This is a genomic window from Ruegeria sp. AB6, assembly GCF_056542685.1.
The window spans coordinates 60,881-87,166 of record NZ_JBQGAD010000006.1; the positions used below are offsets into that span (position 1 = coordinate 60,881).

At 58.7% G+C, this 26,286-nt stretch carries 18 protein-coding genes; 10 read left to right on the forward strand and 8 right to left on the reverse strand.

Features of this window, described 5'->3' with window-relative positions; all coding sequences use genetic code 11:
• Positions 1-75: 75 nt before the first annotated feature.
• The 6 genes from ACR0DB_RS13565 to ACR0DB_RS13590 form a co-directional block, all read right to left on the reverse strand.
• Positions 76-762: a sugar transferase gene (locus tag ACR0DB_RS13565; RefSeq protein WP_170771160.1), complete on the reverse strand. Its 687-nt coding sequence runs from the start codon at positions 760-762 to the stop codon at positions 76-78.
• Positions 763-966: 204 nt separating this feature from the next.
• On the reverse strand, positions 967-1,257 hold the full coding sequence (locus tag ACR0DB_RS13570; RefSeq protein WP_170771156.1) for a hypothetical protein: 291 nt from the start codon (positions 1,255-1,257) through the stop codon (positions 967-969).
• The gene (locus tag ACR0DB_RS13575; RefSeq protein WP_480551566.1) at positions 1,247-2,293 is read right to left on the reverse strand and encodes a hypothetical protein; all 1,047 of its coding nucleotides are present in this window, start codon (positions 2,291-2,293) and stop codon (positions 1,247-1,249) included. Before ACR0DB_RS13575 ends, ACR0DB_RS13570 begins: the two co-directional genes overlap by 11 nt.
• A complete protein-coding gene (locus tag ACR0DB_RS13580; protein ID WP_170771151.1) occupies positions 2,290-2,700 on the reverse strand; it encodes a hypothetical protein in 411 nt (136 codons plus the stop codon). Before ACR0DB_RS13580 ends, ACR0DB_RS13575 begins: the two co-directional genes overlap by 4 nt.
• Positions 2,697-4,184, reverse strand: a complete 1,488-nt coding sequence (locus tag ACR0DB_RS13585; protein ID WP_480551568.1) for an FAD-binding oxidoreductase — start codon at positions 4,182-4,184, stop codon at positions 2,697-2,699. Before ACR0DB_RS13585 ends, ACR0DB_RS13580 begins: the two co-directional genes overlap by 4 nt.
• Positions 4,181-5,065 (reverse strand): alpha/beta fold hydrolase, encoded by an 885-nt coding sequence (locus tag ACR0DB_RS13590; RefSeq protein ID WP_480551570.1) that lies wholly within the window; start codon positions 5,063-5,065, stop codon positions 4,181-4,183. The genes ACR0DB_RS13585 and ACR0DB_RS13590 overlap by 4 nt, the downstream gene beginning before the upstream one ends.
• Positions 5,066-5,494: 429 nt before the next feature.
• Here ACR0DB_RS13590 and ACR0DB_RS13595 point away from each other — a divergent pair, with 429 nt between their 5' ends.
• From ACR0DB_RS13595 to ACR0DB_RS13630, 8 genes are all read left to right on the forward strand, one after another.
• Positions 5,495-7,075 carry an ABC transporter substrate-binding protein gene (locus ACR0DB_RS13595; protein ID WP_480551573.1) on the forward strand — a complete coding sequence of 527 codons (1,581 nt, stop codon included), beginning with the start codon at positions 5,495-5,497 and terminating at the stop codon, positions 7,073-7,075.
• 127 nt (positions 7,076-7,202) lie between these two features.
• The gene (locus ACR0DB_RS13600; RefSeq protein ID WP_480551575.1) at positions 7,203-8,768 is read left to right on the forward strand and encodes an ABC transporter substrate-binding protein; all 1,566 of its coding nucleotides are present in this window, start codon (positions 7,203-7,205) and stop codon (positions 8,766-8,768) included.
• 4 nt (positions 8,769-8,772) lie between these two features.
• On the forward strand, positions 8,773-9,720 hold the full coding sequence (locus ACR0DB_RS13605) for a glutathione S-transferase family protein (RefSeq protein WP_480551577.1): 948 nt from the start codon (positions 8,773-8,775) through the stop codon (positions 9,718-9,720).
• Between the two features lie 48 nt (positions 9,721-9,768).
• Positions 9,769-10,746 (forward strand): ABC transporter permease, encoded by a 978-nt coding sequence (locus ACR0DB_RS13610; protein ID WP_170353866.1) that lies wholly within the window; start codon positions 9,769-9,771, stop codon positions 10,744-10,746.
• Entirely contained in the window at positions 10,743-11,693 is a 951-nt protein-coding gene (locus tag ACR0DB_RS13615) for an ABC transporter permease (protein ID WP_170353864.1), read from the forward strand. The genes ACR0DB_RS13610 and ACR0DB_RS13615 overlap by 4 nt, the downstream gene beginning before the upstream one ends.
• Positions 11,694-11,697: 4 nt before the next feature.
• Complete coding sequence (locus ACR0DB_RS13620) at positions 11,698-13,407, forward strand: ABC transporter ATP-binding protein (protein WP_480551580.1); 1,710 nt, start codon at positions 11,698-11,700, stop codon at positions 13,405-13,407.
• 117 nt (positions 13,408-13,524) lie between these two features.
• Positions 13,525-16,791, forward strand: coding sequence for an adenylate/guanylate cyclase domain-containing protein (locus ACR0DB_RS13625; protein ID WP_480551582.1), 3,267 nt, complete (start codon positions 13,525-13,527; stop codon positions 16,789-16,791).
• Positions 16,792-16,803: 12 nt separating this feature from the next.
• Complete coding sequence (locus tag ACR0DB_RS13630) at positions 16,804-17,967, forward strand: hypothetical protein (protein ID WP_480551584.1); 1,164 nt, start codon at positions 16,804-16,806, stop codon at positions 17,965-17,967.
• On the opposite strand, the gene ACR0DB_RS13635 is transcribed toward ACR0DB_RS13630, so the two are convergent.
• A complete protein-coding gene (locus tag ACR0DB_RS13635) occupies positions 17,960-21,745 on the reverse strand; it encodes a flavoprotein (protein WP_480551586.1) in 3,786 nt (1,261 codons plus the stop codon). The genes ACR0DB_RS13630 and ACR0DB_RS13635 overlap by 8 nt on opposite strands.
• A gap of 202 nt (positions 21,746-21,947) precedes the next feature.
• Between ACR0DB_RS13635 and ACR0DB_RS13640 the strand changes: the two genes are divergently transcribed.
• Entirely contained in the window at positions 21,948-23,054 is a 1,107-nt protein-coding gene (locus ACR0DB_RS13640; protein ID WP_480551589.1) for a saccharopine dehydrogenase family protein, read from the forward strand.
• Between the two features lie 18 nt (positions 23,055-23,072).
• Positions 23,073-24,569 carry an L-piperidine-6-carboxylate dehydrogenase gene (gene amaB, locus ACR0DB_RS13645; protein WP_480551834.1) on the forward strand — a complete coding sequence of 499 codons (1,497 nt, stop codon included), beginning with the start codon at positions 23,073-23,075 and terminating at the stop codon, positions 24,567-24,569.
• A 37-nt stretch (positions 24,570-24,606) separates the two neighbouring features.
• Here amaB and ACR0DB_RS13650 read toward each other — a convergent pair whose 3' ends face one another.
• A complete protein-coding gene (locus tag ACR0DB_RS13650; protein WP_480551591.1) occupies positions 24,607-26,184 on the reverse strand; it encodes a DUF5928 domain-containing protein in 1,578 nt (525 codons plus the stop codon).
• Positions 26,185-26,286 lie beyond the last annotated feature (102 nt).

Below are 26,286 nucleotides of genomic sequence, written 5' to 3' on the forward strand. Positions count from 1 at the left end.
TGCTCGAAATGCATTCTATGCGCGTTTTAGGAACCATATAGACACGTAAGGGTAGAATAAACCCTGACAGTGCGTTTATCGTCCCGTTCGCATGACCACGGCTGAGACTGTTCGGAAAAGGATGCTGATATCTTTTCGAAAACTGCGCTGAGCCAGATAGGCCACGTCCATCGCGATCCGTGCGTCATAGCTGACATCATTGCGCCCCGAAACTTGCCACAGCCCTGTAATGCCCGGTTTCTGCGCCACATAGGCCGAAGCGGCGGCGCCGTACTTCACCAACTCGACGGTGACGACGGGGCGTGGGCCGACAAAGCTCATCTCGCCTTTCAGGACGTTCCAGATTTGCGGCAACTCATCCAGACTGGTCCGGCGTAGAAGATGACCCAGCCGGTTGATGCGTGGATCATGGGTGAGTTTGCGGTCTCTTTCCCATTCAATCGCAGCCTGCGGGTTGGCCTGAAGATAAGCACGTAGCTGTGCCTCGGCATCGACGCACATGGTTCGGATCTTCCAGCATTTGAACAACGTTCCGTTCTTGCCAACGCGTTTTTGCCCAAAGAAACCTGGACCGCCCTCGCAGCGCATCAAGGCCCAAAGAACCAGAACGACCGGCGTTACAACTGGCAGCAGTAGCAGCGCAAGGCAGATATCAAAAGCGCGTTTGCCCAACCCGGAATAGATCCCCGATGGTGTATCAGGCGGGACAGATGAGGGGGCCGCGGCATCCTCGGCAACTGTTGCTGCGCCAAAATCCAGCATTCAAAAAAAATCCCGGTTCCCAAATGTTGAAATACAACTTTTAGGTGTAGAAAACGAAAATTAGTTAATGAAAGGTTGATAAGAGCTGAGTGCAGCAAATTTTTGTTGACCAACTTGCAGAAAACTCGATGGCGCAGGCGTATACGCAAAGCAGCCTGATCAAACGTGGGTTCTTAGCATGGAGGAAGACACGAGACCGAGATGTCAGGCCTTGGGCAGTGGCAGACAGCCCGGCAGGCCCGCAGGGAGCACCAGGCGAGCGCCCATATTATATAGGGATTTTACAAATCCCTCGCTTTCTGACGCGACGGTCAGGCTGAAGGGCGAGGCCGCAAGGACCGAGACGTCGCCGGGCAGCGCCTCAAGCATCTGCGTTTTGGGCAGGACAACCACATAGGCCGGGGCGTCGTCTGTCAGCAAAGCCACAACAACAAGCGTGGACAGCCACCCCAGAAACATCAGCGGCAGGGCAATCAGAACCGCCCTAATAGTCATGGATATGTTCCAGTGCCAGGCCTGACCCCGGAAGTTGGCGCAGACGTTCGGCCAGATCGGACACTTTGACGACGATCAGATGTCGGTGGTCGCCGAACCCTTGCCGCGGCGCACTGTAGATCGCGTCTGCCCGCGTGAGCTGATCCGAAGTTGCGGTGAACAGGATGTCGTCATTGCCTGCGATCTCGACCACGTTCACACCGTCACTGGCCATCTGCACCAGCAGATTGGTCAGGGCGCGGTAGCGTGGAGTCTCGATCTCAATCCCTTCGGGACGCTGGGCGATGACTTGCACGTCGGGATAGACGGGCAATTCGCCTTCCGGGGCGACGATCATGCGTAGGGTCAACTCATCCTGACCGACCTGCTCAACGGCCTGTTCAATCACCCCGGCATAGCCACCCTTGGCGGTGTATTCCAGACCCAGGGCAATAGCGCGTTCGGTGTCGCGGATCGAGCCGCTGGACTGGTCAATCAAGCTTTGGGCATCGTCGTCGAAGCGCCACTTGTACCATGGCACCTGTTGCAGGAATTCAGCGTAATCTGATGCCTGCTGCGCCGACAGTTCATCCAGCGGAGCCCGTTCCGGGCCGCGCAGGGCGGTAAACAGGCGACCGACTGTCTCTTCATACAGTGCCTTCAACGCCAGTTCCGCCGTGAAACTGGCCCCGATCACATAGATCGTCTGCTTGGTCTCACCGTCAATCTCGCCATGGGCAGCGGCTGCTTCGGTCAGCGCGCAGAGCGAGCTCCAGAACCCCGTGATCCCCTGCCAGAAGCCGTAGTCATGCGGGTCGCCTTGGCGCAGAACCTCGGCATAATCCTCATAAGCGTGGACAATGTGCCACTCAGGATAGGTCATCAGGCTGCGGGTTTCGGGGCGGTGATGCTCGGCCGGTAGCAGGGCGTCGTAGGGTTGCGCCTGCGCGGTACCCTTGCAGCTTGTTTCGACATAGATGATCGGTGCGGCCAAGCCGATCCCGACCAGCACCAACAGCAGAACCAGCCTGCGCAGCCATCTCAGCAGAAATCTCATGTCGTCCTCCGTGCGTCACGCAGACCGGCCCAGGCGGCCACCCCTCCCAGCGCCAGATGCGGCAGGTTTGCCAGCACGCGCCCGAGGGACAGGTCCATCCCGGCAGAGTCGTTCGTGAAGATCCCCAGATCCAGATAGCCATAGCCAGTGAAGAACCCGAAAACTCCGTCGCCCAGATAGGCCAGCCCGAACAGGATCAGAAAGGTGCGCGCCGCGCGATGGGACCAAAGCCCGGCAATCAGCGCCCAGAAGGCCGACGCCACATGCAGCGCGTCGTCATAGATATCCAGGGCAAAGATGCCAAAAGCCAGACCGTTTTCATCCGTCAGACCGGGTATGTAATTCAGCGACGCGGCAATCATCAGTGCCACAAAATACCCCATACAGAGTTTTTGAAGATTGGTCATAGCTGCCCCAAATAGCTGTCCCAAAGGTTGTTTCTTAACACCAGTTGCGGATCTAACGCGCGTTTGGCCTGCGCAAATTCCCGCGCGCGCGGATAGGCGGCGTTCAGTTGATCCAGCCGTGCGTGCGGGCGATACGGCAGGTAATAAGCCCCGCCGATCGCGGTGATCCGGTCGATCAGCTCTTGCGTCATGCGGGCCATGTCGGCCTCGGCGCGGGCGGTCATCTCCTGACTGAAAGACATAACGGCGGCGATGCGTGGTTCCGAGGCGAAGGACAGAACGGCCTGATCGTCCTGCGCCACATAGCGCAGGGTCACGTTCAGAAATTCCTGATACGAGGCCGGGATCACCTCGCGGCAGGCGGTCAGGAAATCGTCAAAGGCGTCGAAGCCCACGAAATATTCGTGCAGGATATCGGTGCGGTCCGGGTTGCGGTCGTCCAGCGTGACAACCGGTTCGTTGATCAGGGAATTCCGCGTTGCTTCGCCCCCGCCCAAGGCCGGACCCAAGGTGGTTTCGTTCCACCAGCGAAAGGACTTGAACGCCTCGTTGCCTAGCTGCGCGCGGTAGAGACGACTGGCGGCATGCGACATCCATCCCGAGCCGGATGCAGGCGGCAGGTCCGATTGATCCTCGGTCTCGCGGTAGGTGATCAGCAAGGCTTGTTCAAAGAAGGACGCCCGTTCGACATTGAGCCTGCCATAGGCCATCGTCACAGCCGGGTCAGCCACGGCCTGGCGGAAAGCGTTGGCAAAGGCGCTGGCTTCCATCACTTTGAAAGTAGGTGATAGCCGTGTATTAGAGACCATTTCGACTTCTAGATCGACGATGATGCCGATCAGCCCATAGCCTCCCATGCCCAGATTGAACAGGTCGGCGTTTTCCGTGGGCGAGCATGTCACAAGCTCTCCGTCCGGCAGGATCATGCGCAGGGATCGCAAGGTTGCGCCCATCGGTCCGAACGGAACCGGCCAGCCATGGGCGTTGACGGAATAGGTCGCGGCGACGCCGAAATCGTGGTTCGATTGCATCACCTTGGGCGACCATCCCGCAGGGTCCAACGCCGCAATGACCTGAGACCAGCGTGCCCCGGCATGGGCGCGGTATGTCTGCGCTGCGCTGTCAATCTCGACCGAGCCGTTGTCAAAGGTGATCGCTGTGCCATCGCGCGGGATGGCTTGCGCCCCCATCGAATGGCGCGCGGCGCCCACATTCACCGGGCGGCCCCCGGACTGCGCCTGCGCCAGTTCCTGACGGATGGCGGTGATCAGGGCGTCATCGGCATTCTCGGTCATCACCAGATGCTTGTGCACCGGCGTCGGTGACAATCCGCTGGCGTCATTCAGGATCGTGGCATCCGACACGGCAGGTGTGTGGCGGGTGCCGTCATAAACGGGCAGGTTGGGCCCCAACCAACGAGACAAGCCCCAGCCCGCCACCCCACCGGCGGTGAAAAGCGCGGCGCGTCTGGTGAAATTCCTCATGCGTCATCCTTTGATAGCGTCGGCCCGGACATGGCGTTCAGCACGTCAATCAATTCAGTTTGAAATTGGTCCGGGTCCTCGATTTGCGGGATGTGACCTACATTGGGCAAAACAATCAGGGGCGCGTCAGGCAACAGCGCCTTGAGAGCTTGGGCTTGCGCGACCGGGGTCACGGTATCTTCCGCGCCCCAGATCAATGCGACCGGCAGGTCGAGCGTACGCCAGCTTTCTGCCCGTGTGCTGCGCGCGTTCTGTGGCGGCGCAAGCAGGTGCGGCAACCAGTCCGCAACGGCCTTGGTATATCCTTCGCGGGCCATCGGTTTGCGCAATATCGAGACGATTTCAGGCGTTGCAGCCAGTTTCACATGCAAAAACGCGCGAAGGAGATGGCGCGTTAGCAGTGGATTAGAGACTGTTGTGGCGGCTATACCCTGTCGCAGCAGCCCATTTCGCAGGTAAATGGGCACAGAAGTTGGAGATTCATGCGCCTCAAGCGCAATCGCCCCACAAACTACGACCAACCCGGACACCAAATCGGGGCGCAGCATAACAGCCTCGGCCACGGGACCTGCGCCGATGGAATGCGCGACGGCGATCGGAGGGCTGTCCAGCTCTTCGAGAAGGGCGACAATGCGTTCGGCCTGACGCGTCCGACTGTAGTCCTCATCCTGTGCTGGTTCCGACCAGCCGAAAGGCGGCATGTCAAAGGCTATCGCGCGAAACCCGGCGTCGGACATGTGGGAAAGCGTGGGTCGCCACAAACCCGACCACGCCGCTGTTCCATGCGCAAACAGAACCGGCGGTGCCGAAGGGTCGCCGACGTCCAAAGCAAAGATCGCACCCACAGAGGTTTCGATCATCCGGCCTGTGTCATCAGGCAAGTGGCCCACCGGAACAGTCTCACGGTTGCTGGCTGTCACCCAAAACCCGGTCAGCACAACAGTGACAAGCAACAGAGCTGAAAAAATGAACCTGAAAAATACCTTCATTGCCCGGATAGTTGTGCGCGCCAGACGGAAATGCAACCGCCGGAAATCCTTACCGGGCAAGGGTGCTGCAATTCGGACGCACAGCAGAATCCGGGTGATGACACTGCATTCAGCGCTCTAAACTTGACCAAGCGGTCAACTAATTTCTATATAAAACAGTCTCTAATCAATGGGAAAACCAAGAGTCGAGATAAACATTTCAGTCGGCTCACAATCTAGTGTTGCAACTGTGAAAATGATCTGGATGATCAGGACCACCAAGGCCGCGACAACGGCCTGCCGTCTGGGATGGCGGCGCTAACAATAAACGGGGAGATTATAATGATCCTAAGAAATCTGATGATTGCCGCCAGTGCGACCGCAATGATGGCGGCAGGTGCATCTGCTGAAACTCTGCGCTGGGCGCGCGCGGGTGACGCGCTGACGTTGGACCCGCATTCGCAAAACGAAGGTCCGTCGCACACCATTCGCCACCAGATGTACGAGCCGCTGATCATCCGCGACGTGACCGGCGCGTTTGAACCCGCGCTAGCGACCGAGTGGGGACCAAAGGCCGATGATCCGAACGTCTGGGTCTTCAAACTGCGCGAAGGTGTGAAATTCCACGATGGCGCGGATTTCAACGCAGAAGACGTTGTATTCAGCTTTGAGCGCGCCAAGCAGCCGAATTCCGACATGAAAGAGCTGATCGGCTCGATCACCGAAGTGCGCGCGGTCGATGACTATACGATCGAGATGGTCACAGATGGTCCGAACCCGATCCTGCCGTCGAACCTGACCAACCTGTTCATTCTGGACAAAGGCTGGGCCGAGGCCAATGACACCGTCAATGTGCAGGATTTTGAGGGTGGCGAGATCACCTATGCCACCACCAACGCCAACGGCACCGGGCCATATAAGCTGCAAAGCCGCGAGCCTGACGTGAAAACCGTGATGGTGCGCAACGATGACTATTGGGGCATCGACCAGTTCCCGATGGAAGTGACCGAGATCATCTATACCCCGATCCAGAACGCTGCAACGCGTGTGGCCGCGATGCTGTCGGGTGAAGTGAACTTCCTTCAGGATATGCCGGTGCAGGATATTGAGCGCGTCAACAGTGCCGATGGCCTGATGGTCAAGCAGGCGCCGCAGAACCGTGTGATCTTCTTTGGTATGAACCAGGGCGCAGATGACATCGAAGCGGATAACGTGGACGGCAAGAACCCATTGGCCGATGTGCGTGTGCGTCAGGCCATGTCGATGGCGATCAACCGCGATGCGATCAAGCAGGTCGTGATGCGCGGCCAGTCGCAGCCTGCGGGCATGATCGCACCGCCCTTTGTCAACGGTTGGACTGCTGATATGGACGGCGAATCCTCGACCGACCTGGAAAAAGCCAAGGCCCTGATGGCCGAGGCAGGCTATGGCGACGGTTTCTCGCTGCGGCTGGACTGCCCGAATGACCGCTACATCAACGATGAGGCGATCTGTCAGGCGGCTGTCGGTATGCTGGGTCAGATCGGCGTGACTGTGAATCTGGACGCCAAGCCCAAGGCACAGCATTTCCCGCTGATCACCGACAGCAAGACCGACTTCTACATGCTGGGTTGGGGTGTGCCGACATATGACTCGGAATACATCTTCAACTTCCTGGTCCATGGTCGCGAGGACGATATCGGAACGTGGAACGGCACCGGCTATCAGGACGATGCGCTGGATGCGAAGATCAAGTCGCTGGCCTCGAACACCGATCTTGATGCACGGAACGCTGACATCGCCGACATCTGGCGCGTGGTGCAGGACGAAGCGCTGTACATCCCGATCCACCACCAGGTTCTGAACTGGGGTATGGCTGATGGCGTGGGCATCGAAGTGGATGCGGAAGACCAGCCGAAAGTCAAATACTTCACCATGAACTAAATCGGTTCGATTGCGAACAAGGCAGGGCGCGGATTTCGCGCCCTGTTTTTTGTTTCGCCCTGAGATTTCCTTGCGTGCAAGCGAAAAACCAAGAAAACTCAGGCGCAGAGAACAGGGAGAGATAAAAATGATCCTTAGAAACAGTGCCATTGGCCTGGCCCTGCTGGCTGCGACCAGTGTTCAGGCGGCCGAGTTCAAATGGGCCTCGACCACCGATCCGCAGACCATGGACCCGCACGCCGTCAACTCGGCCCCGGTTCTGGGTTTTCTCAACAATGTCTACGAAGGGCTGGTGCGCCGCGGCAAAGACATGACGGTCGAACCCGCGCTGGCCGTAAGCTGGGAGCCGATCGGAGAGGGTGAAGGCTGGCGATTCAAGCTGCGTGAGGACGTGACCTTTCACGACGGCAGCACCTTCGATGCGCAAGACGTGCTGTTCAGCTATCAGCGGGCCTCAGGCGAGGCGGCGGATACGCGCAGCTGGTTTGCGCCGGTCAGTGAGGTGATCATAGTCGATGACTATACGGTCGATATCATGACCTCGGCGCCGAACCCGCTGTTCCCGTCCTCGATCGCCAACTGGATGATCATGGATCAAGGCTGGACCGAGGCGAATGACGCCGTGGTGCCTGACAAGGAAACCGGCAACTACGCCACGATCAATGCCAATGGCACCGGTGCATTCAAGGTGACGGCCCGCGAACCGGGGCTAAAGACCGTGTTAGAGCCGCATGGCGGTTGGTGGGGTGAGGTTGAACACAACATTACCCGCGCCGAGTTCAACCCGATCCAGAACTCAGCGACTGCTGTTGCAGCGCTGCTATCGGGTGATGTGGACATGATCAATCCTGTCCCGATCCAAGACGTTGCACGCCTGAAGGAAAACGCCGACGTGGACGTCATTCAGGGGATCGAGGCGCGCGTGATCATGCTGGGTTTCGATCATGAAGCCGAGACGCTGAAATACACAGATGACGCGGGCAAACCGAACCCGTTCCGTGATGTGCGGGTCCGTCAGGCAGTTGCGCAGGCGATCAATGTGGATGCAATTCTGGCCACGATCATGCGCGGCAATGCCGAAGCCGCCTCGCAACTGGTAAGCCCGGCTATGAGCGGCTATTCCGCCGCCAATACAGATCGCCCCGCCTTTGATGTCGAAGGCGCCAAGGCGCTTCTGGCCGAGGCGGGCTACGGCGATGGGTTCTCGTTCGGGCTGAAGTGCCCCAATGACCGCTATCTGAATGACGAACCGGTCTGTCAGGCCGTCGTCACCATGCTGGCGCAGATTGGGATCACGGCGGAACTGGATGCCATGCCCGTCCGCAACTACTGGCCAGAGCTGCGCGAGGATAACTACGACATGTATATGCTGGGCTGGAGCCCCGGCACATTCGACGCCGAACATCCCGTTCGCTTTCTGGTAGCCACGCCCAACGAGGAAAAGAAGCTGGGCAGCTGGAATTTCGGCGGATACTCGAACGAACGGGTGGATGAACTTTTGCCTATGATCCAATCCGAGCTGGACGCGACGAAGCGTCAGGCCATGCTGGATGAGGTGACGGCCATCTATCAGGACGATCATGTCTATGTGCCGATGTATGTTCAGCCCCTGGTTTGGGGGACCGGCAGCAATATCGACCTGACACAACGCCCGGATAACTTCTTCATCCTGCGCTGGGTTACGGTGAACTGACCGCATGGGCGTTATGATTGCGGGGGTCTACCATGTGGACGACCCCGCCCCCGACACATCGCTTGACGGCGCATACCGTCGTCAAGCGTCGACCATCCGCAACGCTCTGCCAAACGGTCCTTATGAGCCGGGGCGGTTCCACCTGTATGCCGCGTGGAATTGCCCTTGGGCGCATCGGGTCCTGCTGACGCGCGCCGTTAAGGGATTGGAGGAGTTGATCACCGTCGCCTATGCCCGCCCGCGCCGCACGCCGGACGGTTGGGTGTACGACACCGATGGTGACTATGCCGATCCTCTGTTCGGTGTCACCGCGTTGCATCAAGCCTATGCAAAGGTTGATCCTGCTTATACTGGGCGCATCACCGTGCCTTTGTTGTGGGATCGCGCCGAAAACCTCGCGGTGTCGAATGAATCCGCGGATCTCGTGCGCATGCTTGGCACGTTGGAAGGCTATGGCCCCAATCTGGCCCCGCCAGAAAAGCTGGATCAGATCAACGTCTGGAACGATAAAATCTATCCGCGCCTGAACAATGGCGTCTATCGCGCCGGGTTTGCCCGCACGCAAGAGGCGTACGAGGCCGGATTCCACGATGTCTTCACCATGCTGGACGAGATCGAGACCCATCTGGCTACCAACCGGTACCTGTGCGGCGACGAGCTGACCGAGGCCGACCTGCGCCTGTTCGCGACACTGGCGCGGTTCGATGTGGCCTATCACTATGCCTTCCGCTGCAATTTGCGGCGTCTGGTGGACTATCCGCATCTGTGGGGCTATGCGCGGGATTTGTATTCTCGACCGGAGATTGCCCGGACAGTGAAGCCCGATATCTACAAGGCCGGGTATTTCTCACCCTCCGAGCTGCGAAACCCGCTGGGGATCGTGCCATTGGGGCCACATATAAACTGGGCTGAGCCACAGGATCGGGTCAGCTTGTCCTCTGCGACATCTTGACCATTTGGACAGGGCGTGCGTAGAGAGGCAGATCAACGGGGAAACTAAATGTTCGCATATATCGTTCGAAGGATGTTCCAATCCGTGATCGTGCTTTTGGTCGTGGGTCTGGTCGCTTTTTCCATGTTCCGATTTGTCGGCGATCCGATCGACAACATGCTGGGGCAAGAGCGCACCCAGGCCGATATCGACCGGCTTAGGGGCGAGCTTGGGTTGGATAAGCCCTTCCCGGTCCAGTATTTCAAGTTCCTGCAAGGGGCCGTTCAGGGCAATTTTGGCGTCTCTTACCGCCAGGGTCGTCCGGTTTCGACCATCATCGCAGAACGTGCACCCGCGACGCTGGAACTGGCCTTTGTGTCAGGTTTCCTGGCCATTACGATGGGCATTGCTCTGGGCGTGTTCACAGCGATCCGACGACAAGGGATCGCGGCGAATGTGATTATGACCGTCAGTTTGATCGGGGTTTCGTTGCCGACCTTCCTGATCGGGATTTTGCTGATCTATATCTTCTCGGTCGAACTTGACCTTCTTCCCAGCTTCGGGAGGGGCGAAACCGTTATGATTGGGAACTGGTCTACGGGCTTTTTGACGTCGTCGGGCCTTAAGGCGTTGATCCTTCCCGCGATTACGCTGGGCCTGTATCAGATGACACTGATCATGCGGCTGGTCCGATCCGAGATGCTGGAAGTTTTGCGCGCCGACTACGTTCGTTTTGCCCGTGCCCGCGGATTGTCGGACCGGGTGATCAACTTCCGTCACGCGCTGAAGAACACACTGGTGCCGGTGATCACCATTACCGGCTTGCAACTAGGCTCGATCATTGCGTTCGCCATCATCACCGAGACGGTGTTCCAATGGCCGGGCGTCGGTCTGCTGTTCATCAACGCGATCCAGTTCGTCGATATCCCCGTCATGGCCGCCTATCTGATGCTGATTTCGGTCATGTTCGTGACGATCAACCTGATTGTCGATCTTCTTTACTATGCTATTGACCCGCGCCTGCGTGTCGACGCGAGGGCCACATGACCGATATTCTCGATACCCCCAAGGCGCCGGAAAAGTCGCGGTTCGCCAAGTTCTGGGACGGCGACTTCGCATGGTCCTTTCGGCATTCACCTGTGGCTATTGTCGCGACTCTGGTTGTCGCCATACTTGTGCTTTCGGCGATCTTTGCGCCGCTGATCGCGCCCTATAATCCGTTCGACCCATCCTCACTGAACCTGATGAACGGGTTTACGCCGCCCGGAACACCCAACGCCTTTACGCAGGAAACCTTTCTGCTGGGCACCGACGATCAGGGGCGCGACGTATTCTCGACCATCCTGTACGGGATGCGCGTTTCCCTGTTCGTGGGCGCATCTGCCGTGCTGTTGGCCTTGATCATCGGTATCGTTCTTGGGCTGGTCGCGGCTTATTTCGGCGGCTGGATTGAAACCCTGATCATGCGGGTCGCCGATGTGCAGCTGACTTTCCCGGCCATTCTGGTTGCCATGTTGATCTTTGGTATCGCCAAAGGCGTCACCCCGCCGGAATACCGCGATGAGATGGCGATCTACGTCCTGATCGTCGCCATTGCGCTGTCTGACTGGGTCCAGTTCGCCCGTGTGGTGCGTGGTGCGGCGTTGGTCGAGAAAAACAAGGAATACGTCCAGGCCGCCCGTCTGATCGGGCGCGGATCCTTTCCGATCATGTTCCGCCATATCCTGCCCAATGTTCTCAGCCCGGTTTTGGTGATTGCCACCATCTCGCTTGCTCTGGCGATCATCGCCGAGGCGACGCTGAGTTTCCTTGGCGTCGGCGCCCCACCGACCCAGCCCTCGTTGGGGACATTGATCCGCATCGGACAGGGCTTCCTGTTCTCGGGTGAGTGGTGGATTCTGTTCTTCCCGGCCTGCACCCTTCTGGCGTTGGCCTTGTCTGTGAACCTGCTGGGCGACTGGCTGCGCGATGCGCTGAACCCCAAGCTGCGGTGATTTCATGAGCCTTCTGACGATCAATGACCTGACGGTCGAATTCCCGACCCGCCGCAAACTGTTCACCGCCGTGGATCACGTGGACCTGTCGGTGGAACCCGGAGAAATCCACGGGCTTGTGGGTGAATCCGGGGCCGGTAAATCCACCATCGGAGCCGCCATCATGGGCCTGCTCGACCGCCCTGGCCGTATCGCCAGCGGTACCATCAAGCTGAGCGGCGACCAGATCAGCGGTATCGATGCCGAGGCGATGCGTGGACTGCGCGGCAAAAAGATCTCGATGATCTTTCAGGACCCGCTGACCTCGCTGAACCCGCTGTTCACCGTGCGCGAGCAACTGGTCGAGACCATTCAGGCGCATCTAGGTGGTTCAGATAATGAGGCCAACAAACGCGCCCGCGATCTGATTGACCGTGTAGGTATCCCTGACCCCGATACACGGCTGGACCAGTACCCGCACCAGTTCTCGGGCGGGATGCGGCAGCGTGTGGTGATTGCTTTGGCGTTGTGTACCGAGCCCGACGTGATCATCGCGGATGAACCGACGACAGCCTTGGATGTATCCGTTCAAGCGCAGATTCTGGACCTGATCAAAGAGCTGGCGACCGAGCGGCAGGTAGGGGTTATCCTAATTACCCACGACATGGGCGTGATTGCCGACACCACCGACAAGGTGACGGTGATGTATGCGGGTAAAGTGGTCGAAAGCGGCCCTACGTCTCAGGTCATGGGCCAGCCGACCCACGAATACACCAAGTCCCTGATCGCCGCCGTACCGCGCCCAACACTCAAACTGCATCGCTTTCCGCAAATCAGCTATGGCGGGCGCGAGACCCGCTTTGCGATCGAAGACATGGCCCGCCACTGGCCCAAAGTGGACAATGACACCAGCAAACCGGTGTTTGAAATCCGCAACCTGACCAAGAAGTTCCTGCAAAAGCGAGGGCTTCTGCCGTGGGACCGCACCTATTTCACCGCTGTGGACGATGTCAGCTTTGACATCCGCGCCGGTGAGGTCTTTGGCGTCGTGGGTGAATCCGGCTCGGGCAAGTCCACCGTCGCGCGGATGATTGCGGGGCTCTACCCTGTTGATGGTGGCACGATCACATTCGAAGGGCAGACAGTCAGCGATCTGACCAACAAGGCTGCGCTGGATGCGTATCGCAAAAATATCCAGATGATCTTTCAGGACCCCTATTCCTCTCTCAACCCCCGGATGCGGGTGGATGAGATCGTGGCAGAGCCCATCCGCCATCACAAACTGATGGACGGGGCCGATATCAAGCGCCGCGTGGATGAGTTGCTGGATCAGGTTGGACTGGGTCATGAGGCCGGGCTGAAATATCCGCATGAATTTTCGGGCGGTCAGCGTCAGCGGATTTCCATTGCCCGCGCGCTTGCTACGCAGCCGCGCTTTTTGATCTGTGACGAACCGACCAGCGCGCTGGACGTGTCTATTCAGGCCCAAATCCTGAACATCCTGAAGGATTTGCAGGAGCATCTGGGTCTGACCTTGCTGTTCATCAGTCACGATTTGCCAGTTGTGCGCCAGATGTGCGACCGGGTGGCCGTGATGAAACAGGGCAAGGTGGTCGAGCTGCAAGAGACCAACGACCTGTTCGCCAATCCACAGACCGAATATGCGAGCGAGCTGTTGCGGTTGATGCCCAAACTGGACGATCTGTCCACGGAAGGGTTGAACGCCGAAACCTAACTCTCGCAATCCGTGCAAATATGCGAAAATAAACATTAAATTCGTTAACCATTGCAGACTCGGGCGGGCCTGCCGTGCTAGTCTCACCTTTGGAGTTGGGGGCTTCAGAGGGGCGACATGTCTCAGGACCTTAGGGACTGGCTGAGCGCGCTTGGATTGTCTGACTATGCGCAAGCCTTTTTGGATAACAAAATTGATTTCGCTATTTTGCCCGATCTGACGGGCGAAGACTTGATCGAAATCGGAGTGACCGCAGTCGGTGATCGCCGGCGGCTTTTGCGTGCGATTTCGGAACTGGACGTGACCGAAATGGTCTCGGCCTACACGCCGCAGACCCCGCTCGAGCCTGCCAAGCGGCAAGTTACCGTCATGTTCGCGGACCTGACCGGATTCACGCGCCTGTCCAGCGAGCTGGATGCAGAAGACATGCACGCGCTGCTGAACGAGTTCTTTCAAAAGGTCGATCACGTGGTCGAGAAATACGGTGGGCGGATCGACAAACACATCGGCGACGCGGTCATGGCCGTATTTGGCGCGCCGATCTCGCACACCAATGACACAGAACGGGCGGCGCGGGCAGCGTTGGAAATTCACGCGGTCCTGCCCAGCCTGACGCGGCCTTTGACTTGCCATATCGGCATCGCCTCGGGGCAGGTGATCGCCAGCACGACCGGCAGCGAAGCGCATACGGAATACACGGTGACGGGAGATGGGGTGAACCTGGCCTCGCGCGTGACAGATATGGCGGGGGTTGGCGAGACGCTGGTGTCCCACGACATTCAGCGCGCGCTGGGGCCCTTGTTCGTGGGCGAGTCGATGGGCGAGAAGGCGATCAAGGGTCTGAATGACCCGGTCGAGCTGTGGCGGCTGGAGCGCCTGGCGCAAAACATCCGGTCGCGCCGTCACCGCTTTGTCGGGCGCGAGCGCGAGATGTCCATCTTCGAGGCCACATTCGACCGGTGCAAGCGCCACGGCAAGGGCGAGGTGCATATCATTCTGGGCGAACCCGGTATCGGCAAAACACATTTGTCGGAACAGGTGGCCGAGCTGGCCAGTGGGCTGTCTTATTCCACGCATACAGGCGTCGTGATGGATTTCGGCGCGCGCGAGGGGCATTCCGCCATTCAATCCGTCGCGCGCAGCATTCTGGGATTAGAGCCTAACGCCGATGCCGCCACCAGCGCCGACGCTGCCAAGCGGGCAGTTGCGAAAGGGTGGGTGTCGCCCTCCAATGCCGCGCATCTGAATGCCTTGCTTGAGCTGGAACAGGACCCCGGTCTGGCGGAAGTTTATGCCGTGATGGACAACGCCACGCGCCTGCGCGGGCGGCGTAGTGTGATCGATGAGTTGATCGCCGGGCGCAGCCAGGACAACCCGCTATTGATCCAGATAGAGGATATCCACTGGGCCGCGCCAGATATCCTGACCGCTTGCGCGCATATGGCGGCGGCGACGCGTGACTTGCCCTGTGTACTATTGATGACAAGCCGCGTTGAAGGCGACCCGATCGACCGGGAATGGCAGATGGGCACGGAGGGTGCCTTGATCTCCAAGCTGGAACTGGCGCCGATGGGAGATGATCAGGCGCGGCAATTGGTCGAGGAATTCACCGGAATAGACCCTGAATTGCTGGAGGCCTGCGTAGAACGGGCCGGTGGCAACCCGCTGTTTCTTGAGCAGCTTCTGCGCAATATCGACGTGCTGAAACGCGAATCCGTACCCGGCAGCATACAGGGCATCGTTCAATCGCGGCTGGATTCACTGGACCGCAAGAACCGGGCGGCAATTCAGGCGGCCTCGGTCCTGGGGCAGCGGTTCTTGCCCGAGGTGCTGAATTTCTTGCTGGGTGAGGGGCATCTGGATGTGTCCACCCTGATCCGATCAGCCCTGATCCGCGAGGCGGGGCAGGATCTGATGTTTGCCCATGCTCTGATCCGCGACGGGTCTTACGCCACGCTGGTGAAATCCGAACGTGCGCGGCTGCATCGGCAGGCAGCAAAATGGTTCGAGGATCGCGACGCCACCCTACGCGCGCAACATCTGGACCGCGCCGGGGCAAATAACGCTGCGCAAGCCTATCTTGAGGCTGCGGACAAGCTGATCCAGGCCTTCCAGTTCGACGATGCCAGCCCGCTGATTGAACGGGCACTGGAACTGCCTGCACCGGCCGGAGTGCGGTTTGATCTGCTTTGCGCGCGGGGGGAGACGCACCGCCTGCAGGGCTTGTCTGACGAGGCCCTGCGCGAGTTCCACGAGGCCGCATCGCTGGCCGATACCGACGAACAGACCTGCCGTGCCCATATCGGGTTGGCGCAGGCCGCGCGTCAGGCCAGCCGGTATACCGAGGCTTTGGAAAGTCTGGCGACAGCTGAGGCCGCCGCCGAGCGCTGTGGCTCGGATCGGGACATCGCCCAGATCAATTATGTGCGCGGCAATGTCTATTTCCCGCTGGGGCAGGTCGACAAGGCGCTGGCCAGCAATGAAACGGCTCTAACACTGGCGCGCAAGCTGGATTCGGTGCGACTTGAGGTTGGTGCGCTCAGCGGTTTTGGCGATGCCAATTTCATGAGCGCCACGATGCAGACGGCGGTCGGGTTCTATACGCAGGCAGTAGAGCGGGCGCGTGAGAAGGGCCTTGTTCGGGATCTTGCGGCGAACCTGCACAACCTCAGCGTTGCGCGCAGCTATTCCGGCGATGTGGCGCAGGGCAAGATGGACGCGCAAGAAGCCATCGAGGTGTCGCAAAAGTATTTTGCCTTTGTGCCGGAATGCGTGGCTCAAACCTGTCTTGGCGTGGCGCATACCTTTCTGGGTGAGCTGGATCAGGCGTCCGAGGCCTTTTCGGTTTCCGCCGAGATTGCCAACCGGGTCGGGGCCAAACGGCTTGAGGCGCAGGCGCTAGAGCATCTGGCCCGCACACAGGTTTATGCCGGGCAACTGGATCAGGCCCGGAAGACGGGCCAGCATGCGGTCGAGATCGCGCTGGAACTCGGTCGAAACTTTGTGGGCCCCAAGGCGCTTTCGGCGCTGGCCATGGCCGAGCCGGACCCCGAGGTGCAGGATCGTCATCTGAAACTGGGGGCCGAGATCATCGCCGAGGGCTGCGTCGGCCACAGCCACCTGCATTTCTACACCGATGCCAGCGCGGTGATGTTGAACCGGCAGGAATGGGACCGGGCCACGGCCTATGCCGATGCCCTGGCCGCCTTTACTGCGAAAGAGCCGCTGCCCATGGTGGACCTGTCCATTCAGCAAACCAAAACGCTGGCGGAATGCGGTGCGTGGGGCATTCCGCTAACCGCACATGAAGGGCTGGAGGCCCTGCGCGCCGGGTTCCGCGACATGGGCATCACGCAGACGCTGGTCGGGCGGCTGGACGATTAGGTAAGGGGTTGAATGAGTATCGAACGCAAAGTCTGGCGCATCTCAGGTGTATTGACGGTTCTGTTGTCCGTTTTGCTGATCGTACTTTGGAACGCGCTGAACCATTTCGAAGGCGATCCGACGCAATTGCCCGATCAGGCTTCGGTCGAGGATTATCTGAAAGACCTTGAGACCGTGCCCGAATATCGCGTTAAAACCGGGATATTCATCAAGTCCTTTGTCTTTATCGGTGCCAGCGACGTTCATGTGACCGGCTATGTTTGGCAGCACTACAAGGATGGCGTGCATGATGCGATCAAACCGGCCAAGGACGATGTCGGGTTTGTTTTGCCCGATGCCTCGGACGCGGCCAGCGGGACGATTGAAGAGGCGTATCGCATTGATCAGGGCGACGAAGAGCTGATCGGCTGGTATTTTGAACAGACCCTAAGACAGCGTTTCGACTACACCAGCTATCCGTTCGACCACAAAACCGTCTGGGTGCGGTTCTGGCCTGCCAGTTTCGACACTGCCGTGGCGCTGATCCCGGATTTCGACGCCTATCCCGCCACAGGGCCCAAGGATATTTTCGGCATCGACAAGCGCATCGTCATGGGCACGTGGGAGCGTGAGAACACCTATTTCGACTATCGCCTGTCCGATCTGGGCACCACGATGGGCCTGAGGGATATCGACTTTCAGACCAACCTGCCCGAGCTGCACTACAACTTTGTCATCAAGCGCAATTTCGGCAACGCGTTCATCGTGCATATGATCCCTCTGATCGTGGTGACGATGCTGCTGTTTGGCGCGGTGATGACCGTGACCCGTCGCCCCGAATTGGTCGAGCGGCATGATTTCAGCACCTCCAGCGTGATCGGTACCTGCTCGGTTCTGTTCTTCGTGATCCTGCTGGCCCATGTGCAACTGCGCGAAGGTTTTGCCGGTTCGCCGGTGATCTACATGGAGTCGTTCTTTTTCCTGATGTATTTCCTGTTGTTGGCCGTGTCGGTGAACACCTATCTGTTTGCGTCCGAGGCCGTGCCATCCCTGCGGTTCATTCACTACAAGGACAACCTGATCCCCAAGGCCGCGTTCTGGCCCTTTGTTCTGCTGTGCATGGTGGCGATCACGGCCTACAACCTCAGCCTCAAGGCGGACCCCGAGGATGAGGCCGTGATCGAGATGCTTAACTAGGGGGCGTAAAACCCGGCTTTGGCGTGCCGGTCGCCATATCCAGCGTGTATTCCGCCACCACCCCGGCAGACCCATCGGCCCATTGGTCCAGATATTTGGTCGGATGCGCGATCACATAGACATAGGCGGGTTTCTTCACCCCATCCAGCAGTACATTGATCCGCTTGCGGACATAGACATTCTCGGGCGAGCCGGGACCGTGATAGCCTTCGAGCTTGTCCAGATCCTTCAACCCCGAGGATGACACGCGATAAACCTCGCCCTGGATCGGCTCGCCTCGTCCTTTCTGGTCAACCAGTGTGGCCATCCGGTGCAGGTAGCCGCAATTGGGATTGTCGCAATGCGGTTCGTGCGGAACGATCAGCGGCATCCGTTGCCGCGTCACCGCCTGCCCGACGAAATCATCCAGCACTTCGGCATGGGCGTCATGGTTGGGGAAGCCTTTTTTCAGCGACCCGTAGGTAAAGTACAGATAGGTCCGTTCGCGGTCGTCGATCAGATCGTCTTCGTCTACCTCTTCGGGCGCGATGACCGTGTGTGCATTGGCCCAATCGTCCAGCATCGCCGCAATCTCGGGCTTTACCTTCCGCACGTCCCTTGCGTTCTTGGGATCGCGCAGGAAATTGATGCAAGAACTGGCGTCGATCCCCGGCGCGCTCAGCAGCACCTTCACCATCTTGGCCGAGTTGTTCATCACCGCCACATGCAGGCTGGTAAAGCCGTGGTCATTGGTGGCGTTGACGTCGATCCCCCGATCAATCAGCTCTTGCGCGGCCTCAAGGTCGGGCTTGCCAAGGTCTTGCCCGTTCTCGTGCAACTCGCCCTCACCACCGGCCGCATAGTGCAGCAGCGTGTCGCCATTGCTGTCATCGACGATGTCTATCCCAGCCATGCCTCGGTCGATGGCATCAAAGACGCGTCCCCATTGGGCGAACTCGTCCGAGGCTGCGGCCTCCTGCGCCCATTTGCAGATATTGTGCTCCTGATCGGCCAGTTCTTCGAAGGCTTCGTCCAGAACCTCCATGATCTGATCCGGGGTGGCCATCATGCCGATCCCCATCATGCCGTTCGACAGCCGTCCCCGGCGCGGGCCGACGATATCGACCCCCAGATCCCGCAGCTTTTCGACATTGTTCTGGGTTGTGACGTTGTTCCACATATTCGTGTTGCATGCAGGGCAAAGGATCACCGGCTTGTTCCGGTACTGCCACGCCACAAAGACCGAGGTCAGCAGATTGTCAGCAATACCATTAGCGATCTTGCCCATCGTGTTGCACGTCACCGGCGCCACGATCACGCAATCTGCCCAGTCGCACAGCGCCAGATGCGAGGCCCGCAGGGGCATTCCGAACTCGGTATAGCGGAAATTCCACTCATCATCGTCGCGGTAGTAATCATGATGCGAGATGTAATCCTCGATCGTTTTGGGGCGCATGGTTCTGGGGCCGTCTGTTTCGTCCTCGACTTCGATATCGCGAAAGAATTTCTCGGCCGAGACGGATGGGATCAGCTTGACGTTATGGCCCGCATCCTTGATCCGTTTGACCAGATCCGGCACCTTATCCGCCGCCGAGGACCCGCAGGCACACAGCAGTACATTGCGCTTTTCGCTGGGCGCATCGGTCAGCCCGCCTTTGGGATAGCCGAAGATATTCTTGTCGAGGCTGGGGGATTCATGGCGCAGCAACACCGGCAGCCCGGCATCTTTGACGCTTTGCTGAAAACTGCCATCCAGAACAACATCGACGATATCCTTGCGCCGCCCCAGACATTCGCCCTGAAAGAACAGGTAGGGCGCGGTTTCCTTGCCGGTCATCATCGTCAATTGTCGCCGCATCTTCATCACGTTGGCTCCGTGGCCTTCAATGTCGATCAGACGGGCAGTGGTGATGCCGATATTGGCCAGCATACTGCGCAGCATATAGGACCACGGGTCCTCATCCGCGTAGAACAGCACGATCGGGTTCTCGCGCACGATCCGTTCCACGTCAGTGGGGTCCTCGGGCGGCTCGTGTTCCTCGATCACCAGCATCGCAGGGTTTGACAGGTCACGTAGGCCGCGGAACAGATGCCCGCGCGGCGCTTGCCAGACTTGCGAGGTCGCGGGGCTCATATCCACCACGGTCACCAGATCGGTTGCCTCATCATAGGCGATGCACAGGCACCAGAATTCTTCCAGCAGCGCGGTCTCGCGATACACATTCGCAGGGGGGCGGATCACTTCGAACCCCAGCACGCGGTTGAAGTCGATATTGATCATCAAATGCCGGTCTTTTTCGATGTTCAGACTATGCAATTGAGCGCGAAACCACTCTTCCGGCGTTGGATTCCCCTTTCCGGGGTGTTCGGTATAGCTGCGGAAAGTGCTGCCCAAATGCACATCGGGGGATTGTCCCAGATAGCGTTGCGCCAGCAAGTGCATTTCCTTGGCCGTGGACACCCGGTTGAGCTTGTCGGTCAGATTGGTCTGCGTGGCGATAAGCAGCTTGTCTTCATCCACCTGTTCATCCCCGAGGATGTTGAGGCTTTCCGCCAGCACACCCAGCGAGTTCATGTTCGGGCTGGCCCGGCGGAACAGGTTGCGGCGTTTCTTGGGGTCTTTCGCCAGATATTCGGTGCTGTCCACATAGTTGCAATCCTGTTGCAGCGTTTGCAGCGTCGTCTTCACAGCCTCGAGCGCCGAGAACCGCAAAATCCCCCGTGACCGCATCGAGGTTCCGTCACGGTCGGACATGCCCGCCCATAGTCGGTCAATCGTCGTGACCCAAAGCTTGCCGTATTTCTCGGGGTGGACATCCATCATATGCACCAGACCGGTGCTGGGGTTGCATTTGGCGATGATCGCAAAATGCCCGCCCGGCATGTTCTGCTTGCCATGGGCCACGCCGACCTGAAAATTGGCCACCAGAATGTCGTTGTCGCCGCCCACCCGGTTGGATTCATCAATCGCCTGCAACAGCAACTCGACCGAGGTTGTGGCCTCATCCATGAAATAGGCCTGAACCTGTATCTTCTCACGCAGGTCCTGCGTGTTGATGAATGTGCAAGCGACGTCGTAAAGCTCGCCCAGCGAAATCCCGTCATTGACCACAAAGGATGTGGGCAAGGCGCATTCGCGGAAGATGTCGTTGACCTCGTAGCTGAACCCCAGCGCCGACATGCTCAGCGCTGCGGCTGTCACGCTGCAACAGTTGATGGGTTGCTGAAAGTTGTGCAGATGCACACTGACCAGATCCCCGAATAGGGTGTCGTAACAGTGTTTGCGGATATCAAGCGGGATTTCCAGCCATTGGCTGCTGGACAGATAGGCCAGCTTGGTCCCCGCCGTGGCCAGCGCCTGAAGGCTGACGGGGATATCGAAAATCTCAAGATGTTCTTCATAGAAATAGTCACCGGCGTCAGCGGTGGCCAAAACCACCTCATCCTGCTGCAACTGGACCAGACCGGACAGGACCACATACATGCCTTCGGGTGGCAGGATGGTGTCGGCTTCAACCTCGAAGCACTCGAAATGCGGTTTGATGGGTTTGTCTTCCGATGCGGAAAGGATCGCATAGATCACTGACCAGTCGGACTCGGATGGATTGAATGTACGGAAATTCTCAATCGGATCTTTAGGCACGCCTGTTCCCCCCTGAACGTTGGCTTCAATGCATTTCAGGACCGATGTCGGGATCAACCAGAACAGGCGCATTGGTCCGGTAATTGGGCGCAATGCGTTTCCCGACAGGGTCAGGGCCACGCGTGACGCGGAATTGGCGCGGACAAAATGGCCCAATAACCTGCACCTTACCTTAGGTTAGGCGGAAAATCACGGAAGTATTTGGATAGTTGCATATCTACTCGATTTTCGTGCGAACCGTCTAAAAGACGAAAAACCCGACAATATGACGGACCAATTGGCTATTTCGTCAAGATTGCCCCTGCGGATCGAACAACCGCGCCTTCATACTTTTCCAAAACGTTTGAGGAGGCGCGTTATGAGCTGGAATATCTGTGTTATCGGAGCAGGCAAGATCGGTCAGATGATCGCCGCCCTGCTGAAATCGTCATCCAACTATTCGGTCACCGTGGCCGACCGCGACCTGTCGGCCCTGTCGGTGCTGAACCGGCAAGGTATCTCGACCCGGCAGATCGACGTCGGTGATGAAACGCAATTGGCGCAGGGGTTGGCGGGGTTTGATGCCGTGATCTCGGCCGCGCCGTTTTTCTTGACTCCGCAGATCGCCAAGGCGGCAAAAGTGGCAGGGGCGCATTACTTTGACTTGACCGAGGATGTGGCGGCCACCAATGCCGTGCGCGAACTGGCCGAGGACAGCGAAACCGCCTTCATGCCGCAATGTGGTTTGGCGCCCGGTTTTGTCGGCGTCGCTGGGGCTGCACTGGCGGCGCAATTCGACACGCTGGACAGCTTGCATATGCGGGTGGGGGCCTTGCCTATGTTCCCTACGAATGCGCTGAAATACAACCTGACATGGTCCACCGACGGGCTGATCAACGAATACTGTAATCCCTGCGATGCCATCGTGAACGGCGTACGGGTCAAGACTGCGCCGCTGGAGGATTACGAGCGCATCGGCCATGACGGCGTGGAATATGAGTGTTTCAACACCTCGGGCGGCTTGGGCACTTTGCCCGAAACGCTGGAGGGCAATGCGCGCGCGGTGTCCTATCGCTCGATCCGGTATCCCGGCCATTGCGATATTCTGAAACTGCTGCTCAAGGATCTGGGGCTGGAACGTCGCCGCGATCTGCTCAAGGATATTTTCGAGACCGCCCTTCCGCGCACGGATCAAGACATAGTGTTGATCTATTGCACAGCCAAAGGCGTGATCGAAGGAAGCTTGCGCGAGAAATCCCTGATCAACAAAAGCTATGCCCGCAAGATCAACGGGCAGGTCTGGAGCGCCATTCAAGTCACCACCGCCGCCGGTGTTCTGGGCGTGGTCGATTTGATGCGCACCGGGACGCTGCCTGCCAAAGGCTTTGTCCGGCAGGAACAGGTGGCCCTGTCCGAATTCCTGAACACCGAATTTGGCCAGCTTTACCGCGCTGGCGATGCAACCCAACAAAACAAGGCGGCCTGAGATATGAAAGACATCGTGATGACTGCGCAAACCACCCTTGCCAATCTGGACCTGACAGCGGCTGAACTGACCGGCGGCTCGCTGACCGTGCGCTCGCCCATCGACGGCAGCCTGCTGGCCGAGGTGCATGAAACCCCGGCGGGCGACATGGAGACTGTGTTTGCCAATGCCAAGACTGCATTCAAAGCCTGGCGCACCGTACCCGCTCCGCGCCGGGGTGAATTGATCCGTCTGCTGGGCGAGGAACTACGCGCCGCCAAGGACGATCTGGGCGCGCTGGTCAGTTGGGAGGCGGGCAAGATCACCTCCGAAGGGCTGGGCGAAGTACAAGAGATGATCGACATCTGCGACTTTGCTGTGGGCCTGTCGCGGCAACTATACGGCCTGACCATCGCATCCGAGCGCCCCGGCCACCGGATGATGGAGACATGGCACCCGGCGGGGCCAGTCGGCGTGATCTCGGCCTTTAACTTCCCGGTTGCGGTTTGGTCGTGGAACGCGGCGATCGCGCTGGTTTGTGGCGATACGGTGATCTGGAAACCATCCGAAAAGACACCTCTGACCGCGATGGCTTGCCAGAAGATTTTCGAACGTGCACTGGCCCGGTTCGGTGATGCGCCGGATCACCTGCTGCAAACCCTGGTCGGCGGTGCCGCGCTGGGCGAGGCGTTGGTGGCCAGCGAAGATGTGCCGGTGATCTCGGCGACCGGTTCCACCCGCATGGGTCGCGCAGTGGCTCCTGTGGTGGCATCCCGCTTTGGCAAGTGTATTCTGGAACTGGGCGGCAACAACGCGATGATCGTTGGCCCCTCGGCCGATCTGGAAATGGCGGTGCGCGCTATTGTCTTCTCAGCCGTGGGAACTGCCGGTCAACGCTGCACCACGCTGCGCCGCCTGATCGTGCATAACTCGATCCGTGAGGAATTGGTGGGTCGCTTGAAAAAGGCCTATGCCGGTCTGCCCATCGGCAACCCGCTGACCGAGGGCACGCTGATTGGCCCGCTGGTCGATGAGGCCTCGGGCGCCGCCATGACCGCAGCGTTGGACGCGGCCAAGGCCGAAGGGGGCACCGTGTTCGGCGGTCAGCGCGTCACCGAGGGCGTGCCGGATGGCGTCTATATGCAGCCCGCCATTGTCGAAATGCCCGGCCAGACGGCCACCGTAAAGACCGAGACCTTTGCGCCGATCCTCTATGTCATGGGCTATGATGAATTCGATGAGGCCATCGAGATCCAGAATGACGTGCCACAAGGTCTGTCGTCCTGCGTATTTACCCTGAACATGCGCGAGGCCGAGCAGTTCCTGACCGCAGCCGGATCAGATTGCGGTATTGCCAACGTCAATATCGGTCCGTCTGGGGCCGAGATTGGCGGAGCCTTTGGCGGAGAAAAAGAAACCGGCGGCGGGCGCGAAAGCGGATCGGACGCGTGGAAGGCCTATATGCGACGCCAGACCAATACGGTGAATTACTCGGCCGAACTGCCGCTGGCGCAGGGTGTGAAATTCGACATCTGATCGTTGTCCCGGCGGCCTTTTTGGAGTGTCGCCGGGATTAATCTGCAAACAGGTAGTCCAGACGCAGAATGCGTTCCGCAATGTCCGTCGGGGCGTTCAAAAACCCTGCAACAGCCACCGCATTCTCGTCCTTTGTATTGGTTTCACGAATGCGAAAATAATCGTCCGAGGCAGCCGCGCGGATCATTTCGGATTCGTAGGCCAGCGAATGGCGCAGAGTGGGGATCAGGGGCGCGACCGTCTGTTCGGGGCTTTGCGCGCCTGCCAAACCGACCCGACGGGCGTGCCCGATCAAGTAATCGTCGGAATATTCACACTCGACCTCGAGCACATTGGTACGCGCTTGATCGGCGCAGAAGTCCTGAACGATGTCCAGATTGGCTGGGTCAACACACAGAACCAGCTTGTCGGTGTTGAAACTGTCGAACAGCATACCCACAATCGCCCGCCTGTGGCGTGAGCGTTTCAGCAAAGTGGTCTCGATCCCGCCCAGATCAGGTAACGCAGTGTCTTGTTCGTTGAACAGATATTCGACGCAGGCCATGTCAGTTTCCGAGACGATCTGATCAATCAACCGCTTGGCCACGTGCCACTTTTTGCACACCACCAGGTACAGGTCACGATCCGGGCCCAGCGTATTGGCGGCCTCCCAGAACCTTTGGCCGTGGCGACGTCCGACCCGGCCACGCCCGGTCAGGAAGCCGTAGAGATTGCGCCCCTCATCCGAGATCTGAAACTCCACCCCCTCAGCCGCGTAGAGCGCGCCAAGCCGGTCCTTCAGCTCATGCGCCTCGGGGCTGATTTTGCGGGCAAACAGGTAATCCTGCCCCAGCAACATGTCATAGTGGTCGTTGTAGAACGTGACCGGCATCCCGTAGTCCGAAAACATCAGGAAAGTAGGCGTTCTATTCTCGATCTCGTCGCGGGGAACCAGGTGGCGGACAAGGGTCTGAAAGAAGGTCTCATCCGGAATCCATGTGGTCGAGAAGAACCGTTTCACGTCCGGCCGCTGGCGCAGGAATTCCAGGATCATCTCAATCGTGCGGCGGCGCAGGCACCACCATTGACTGCCGATCATCACTTGGATGTCTGCCGGAACATCGCGGGTCAGGCCAAAGCGTTTCTGCAATTCGTATGAGGTGTAGAACGGCCAGCTTTGGGTGCGTTCGTTGAAGAAATGGCGATAGATCAGTCGGTCTTCTTTCATCCCGGTCTTGATCCAGTTGCTGTCAAAGAAATCGTGGCTTTCGACAAAGTCGTGGTCGCGTTCGTCCAGAAAGTTGTGCGTGTACTCGGCCGTCTTGATCGCCATGCAATCGCCCGAGACCATGTAGAAATGCGTGGCGCGTGAAAAGGCTGTAACGGCGGCTTCGATCGCATTGAGGGTGGCCTGAACCAACGACCATTCCCCCCAGCCGCATTTGATGCGCTTTTTGGCAAAGGTGACGTTCGGGTTGCCCTTTAACGCGTCTTGAATGCGCTGAAAGGCCTCCTTGCTGGCGCGCGCGTCGAAATGGATCGCCATGCAATCGCCTGCGGCCGTCAGTTGTTCAGCCTGCGCGATGATCGCATCAGGGTCTTTGTGGCACAGCAAAATATAGGCAATCTTTGCCATTTGTTTCACAATTTCCGTTTCTGCCCGTTTGCAACCGTGATACTGAGGATGAGCGATTGAATAAACAGAATATTTTTGGTTCTCTGATTTGAAAATGCGGAC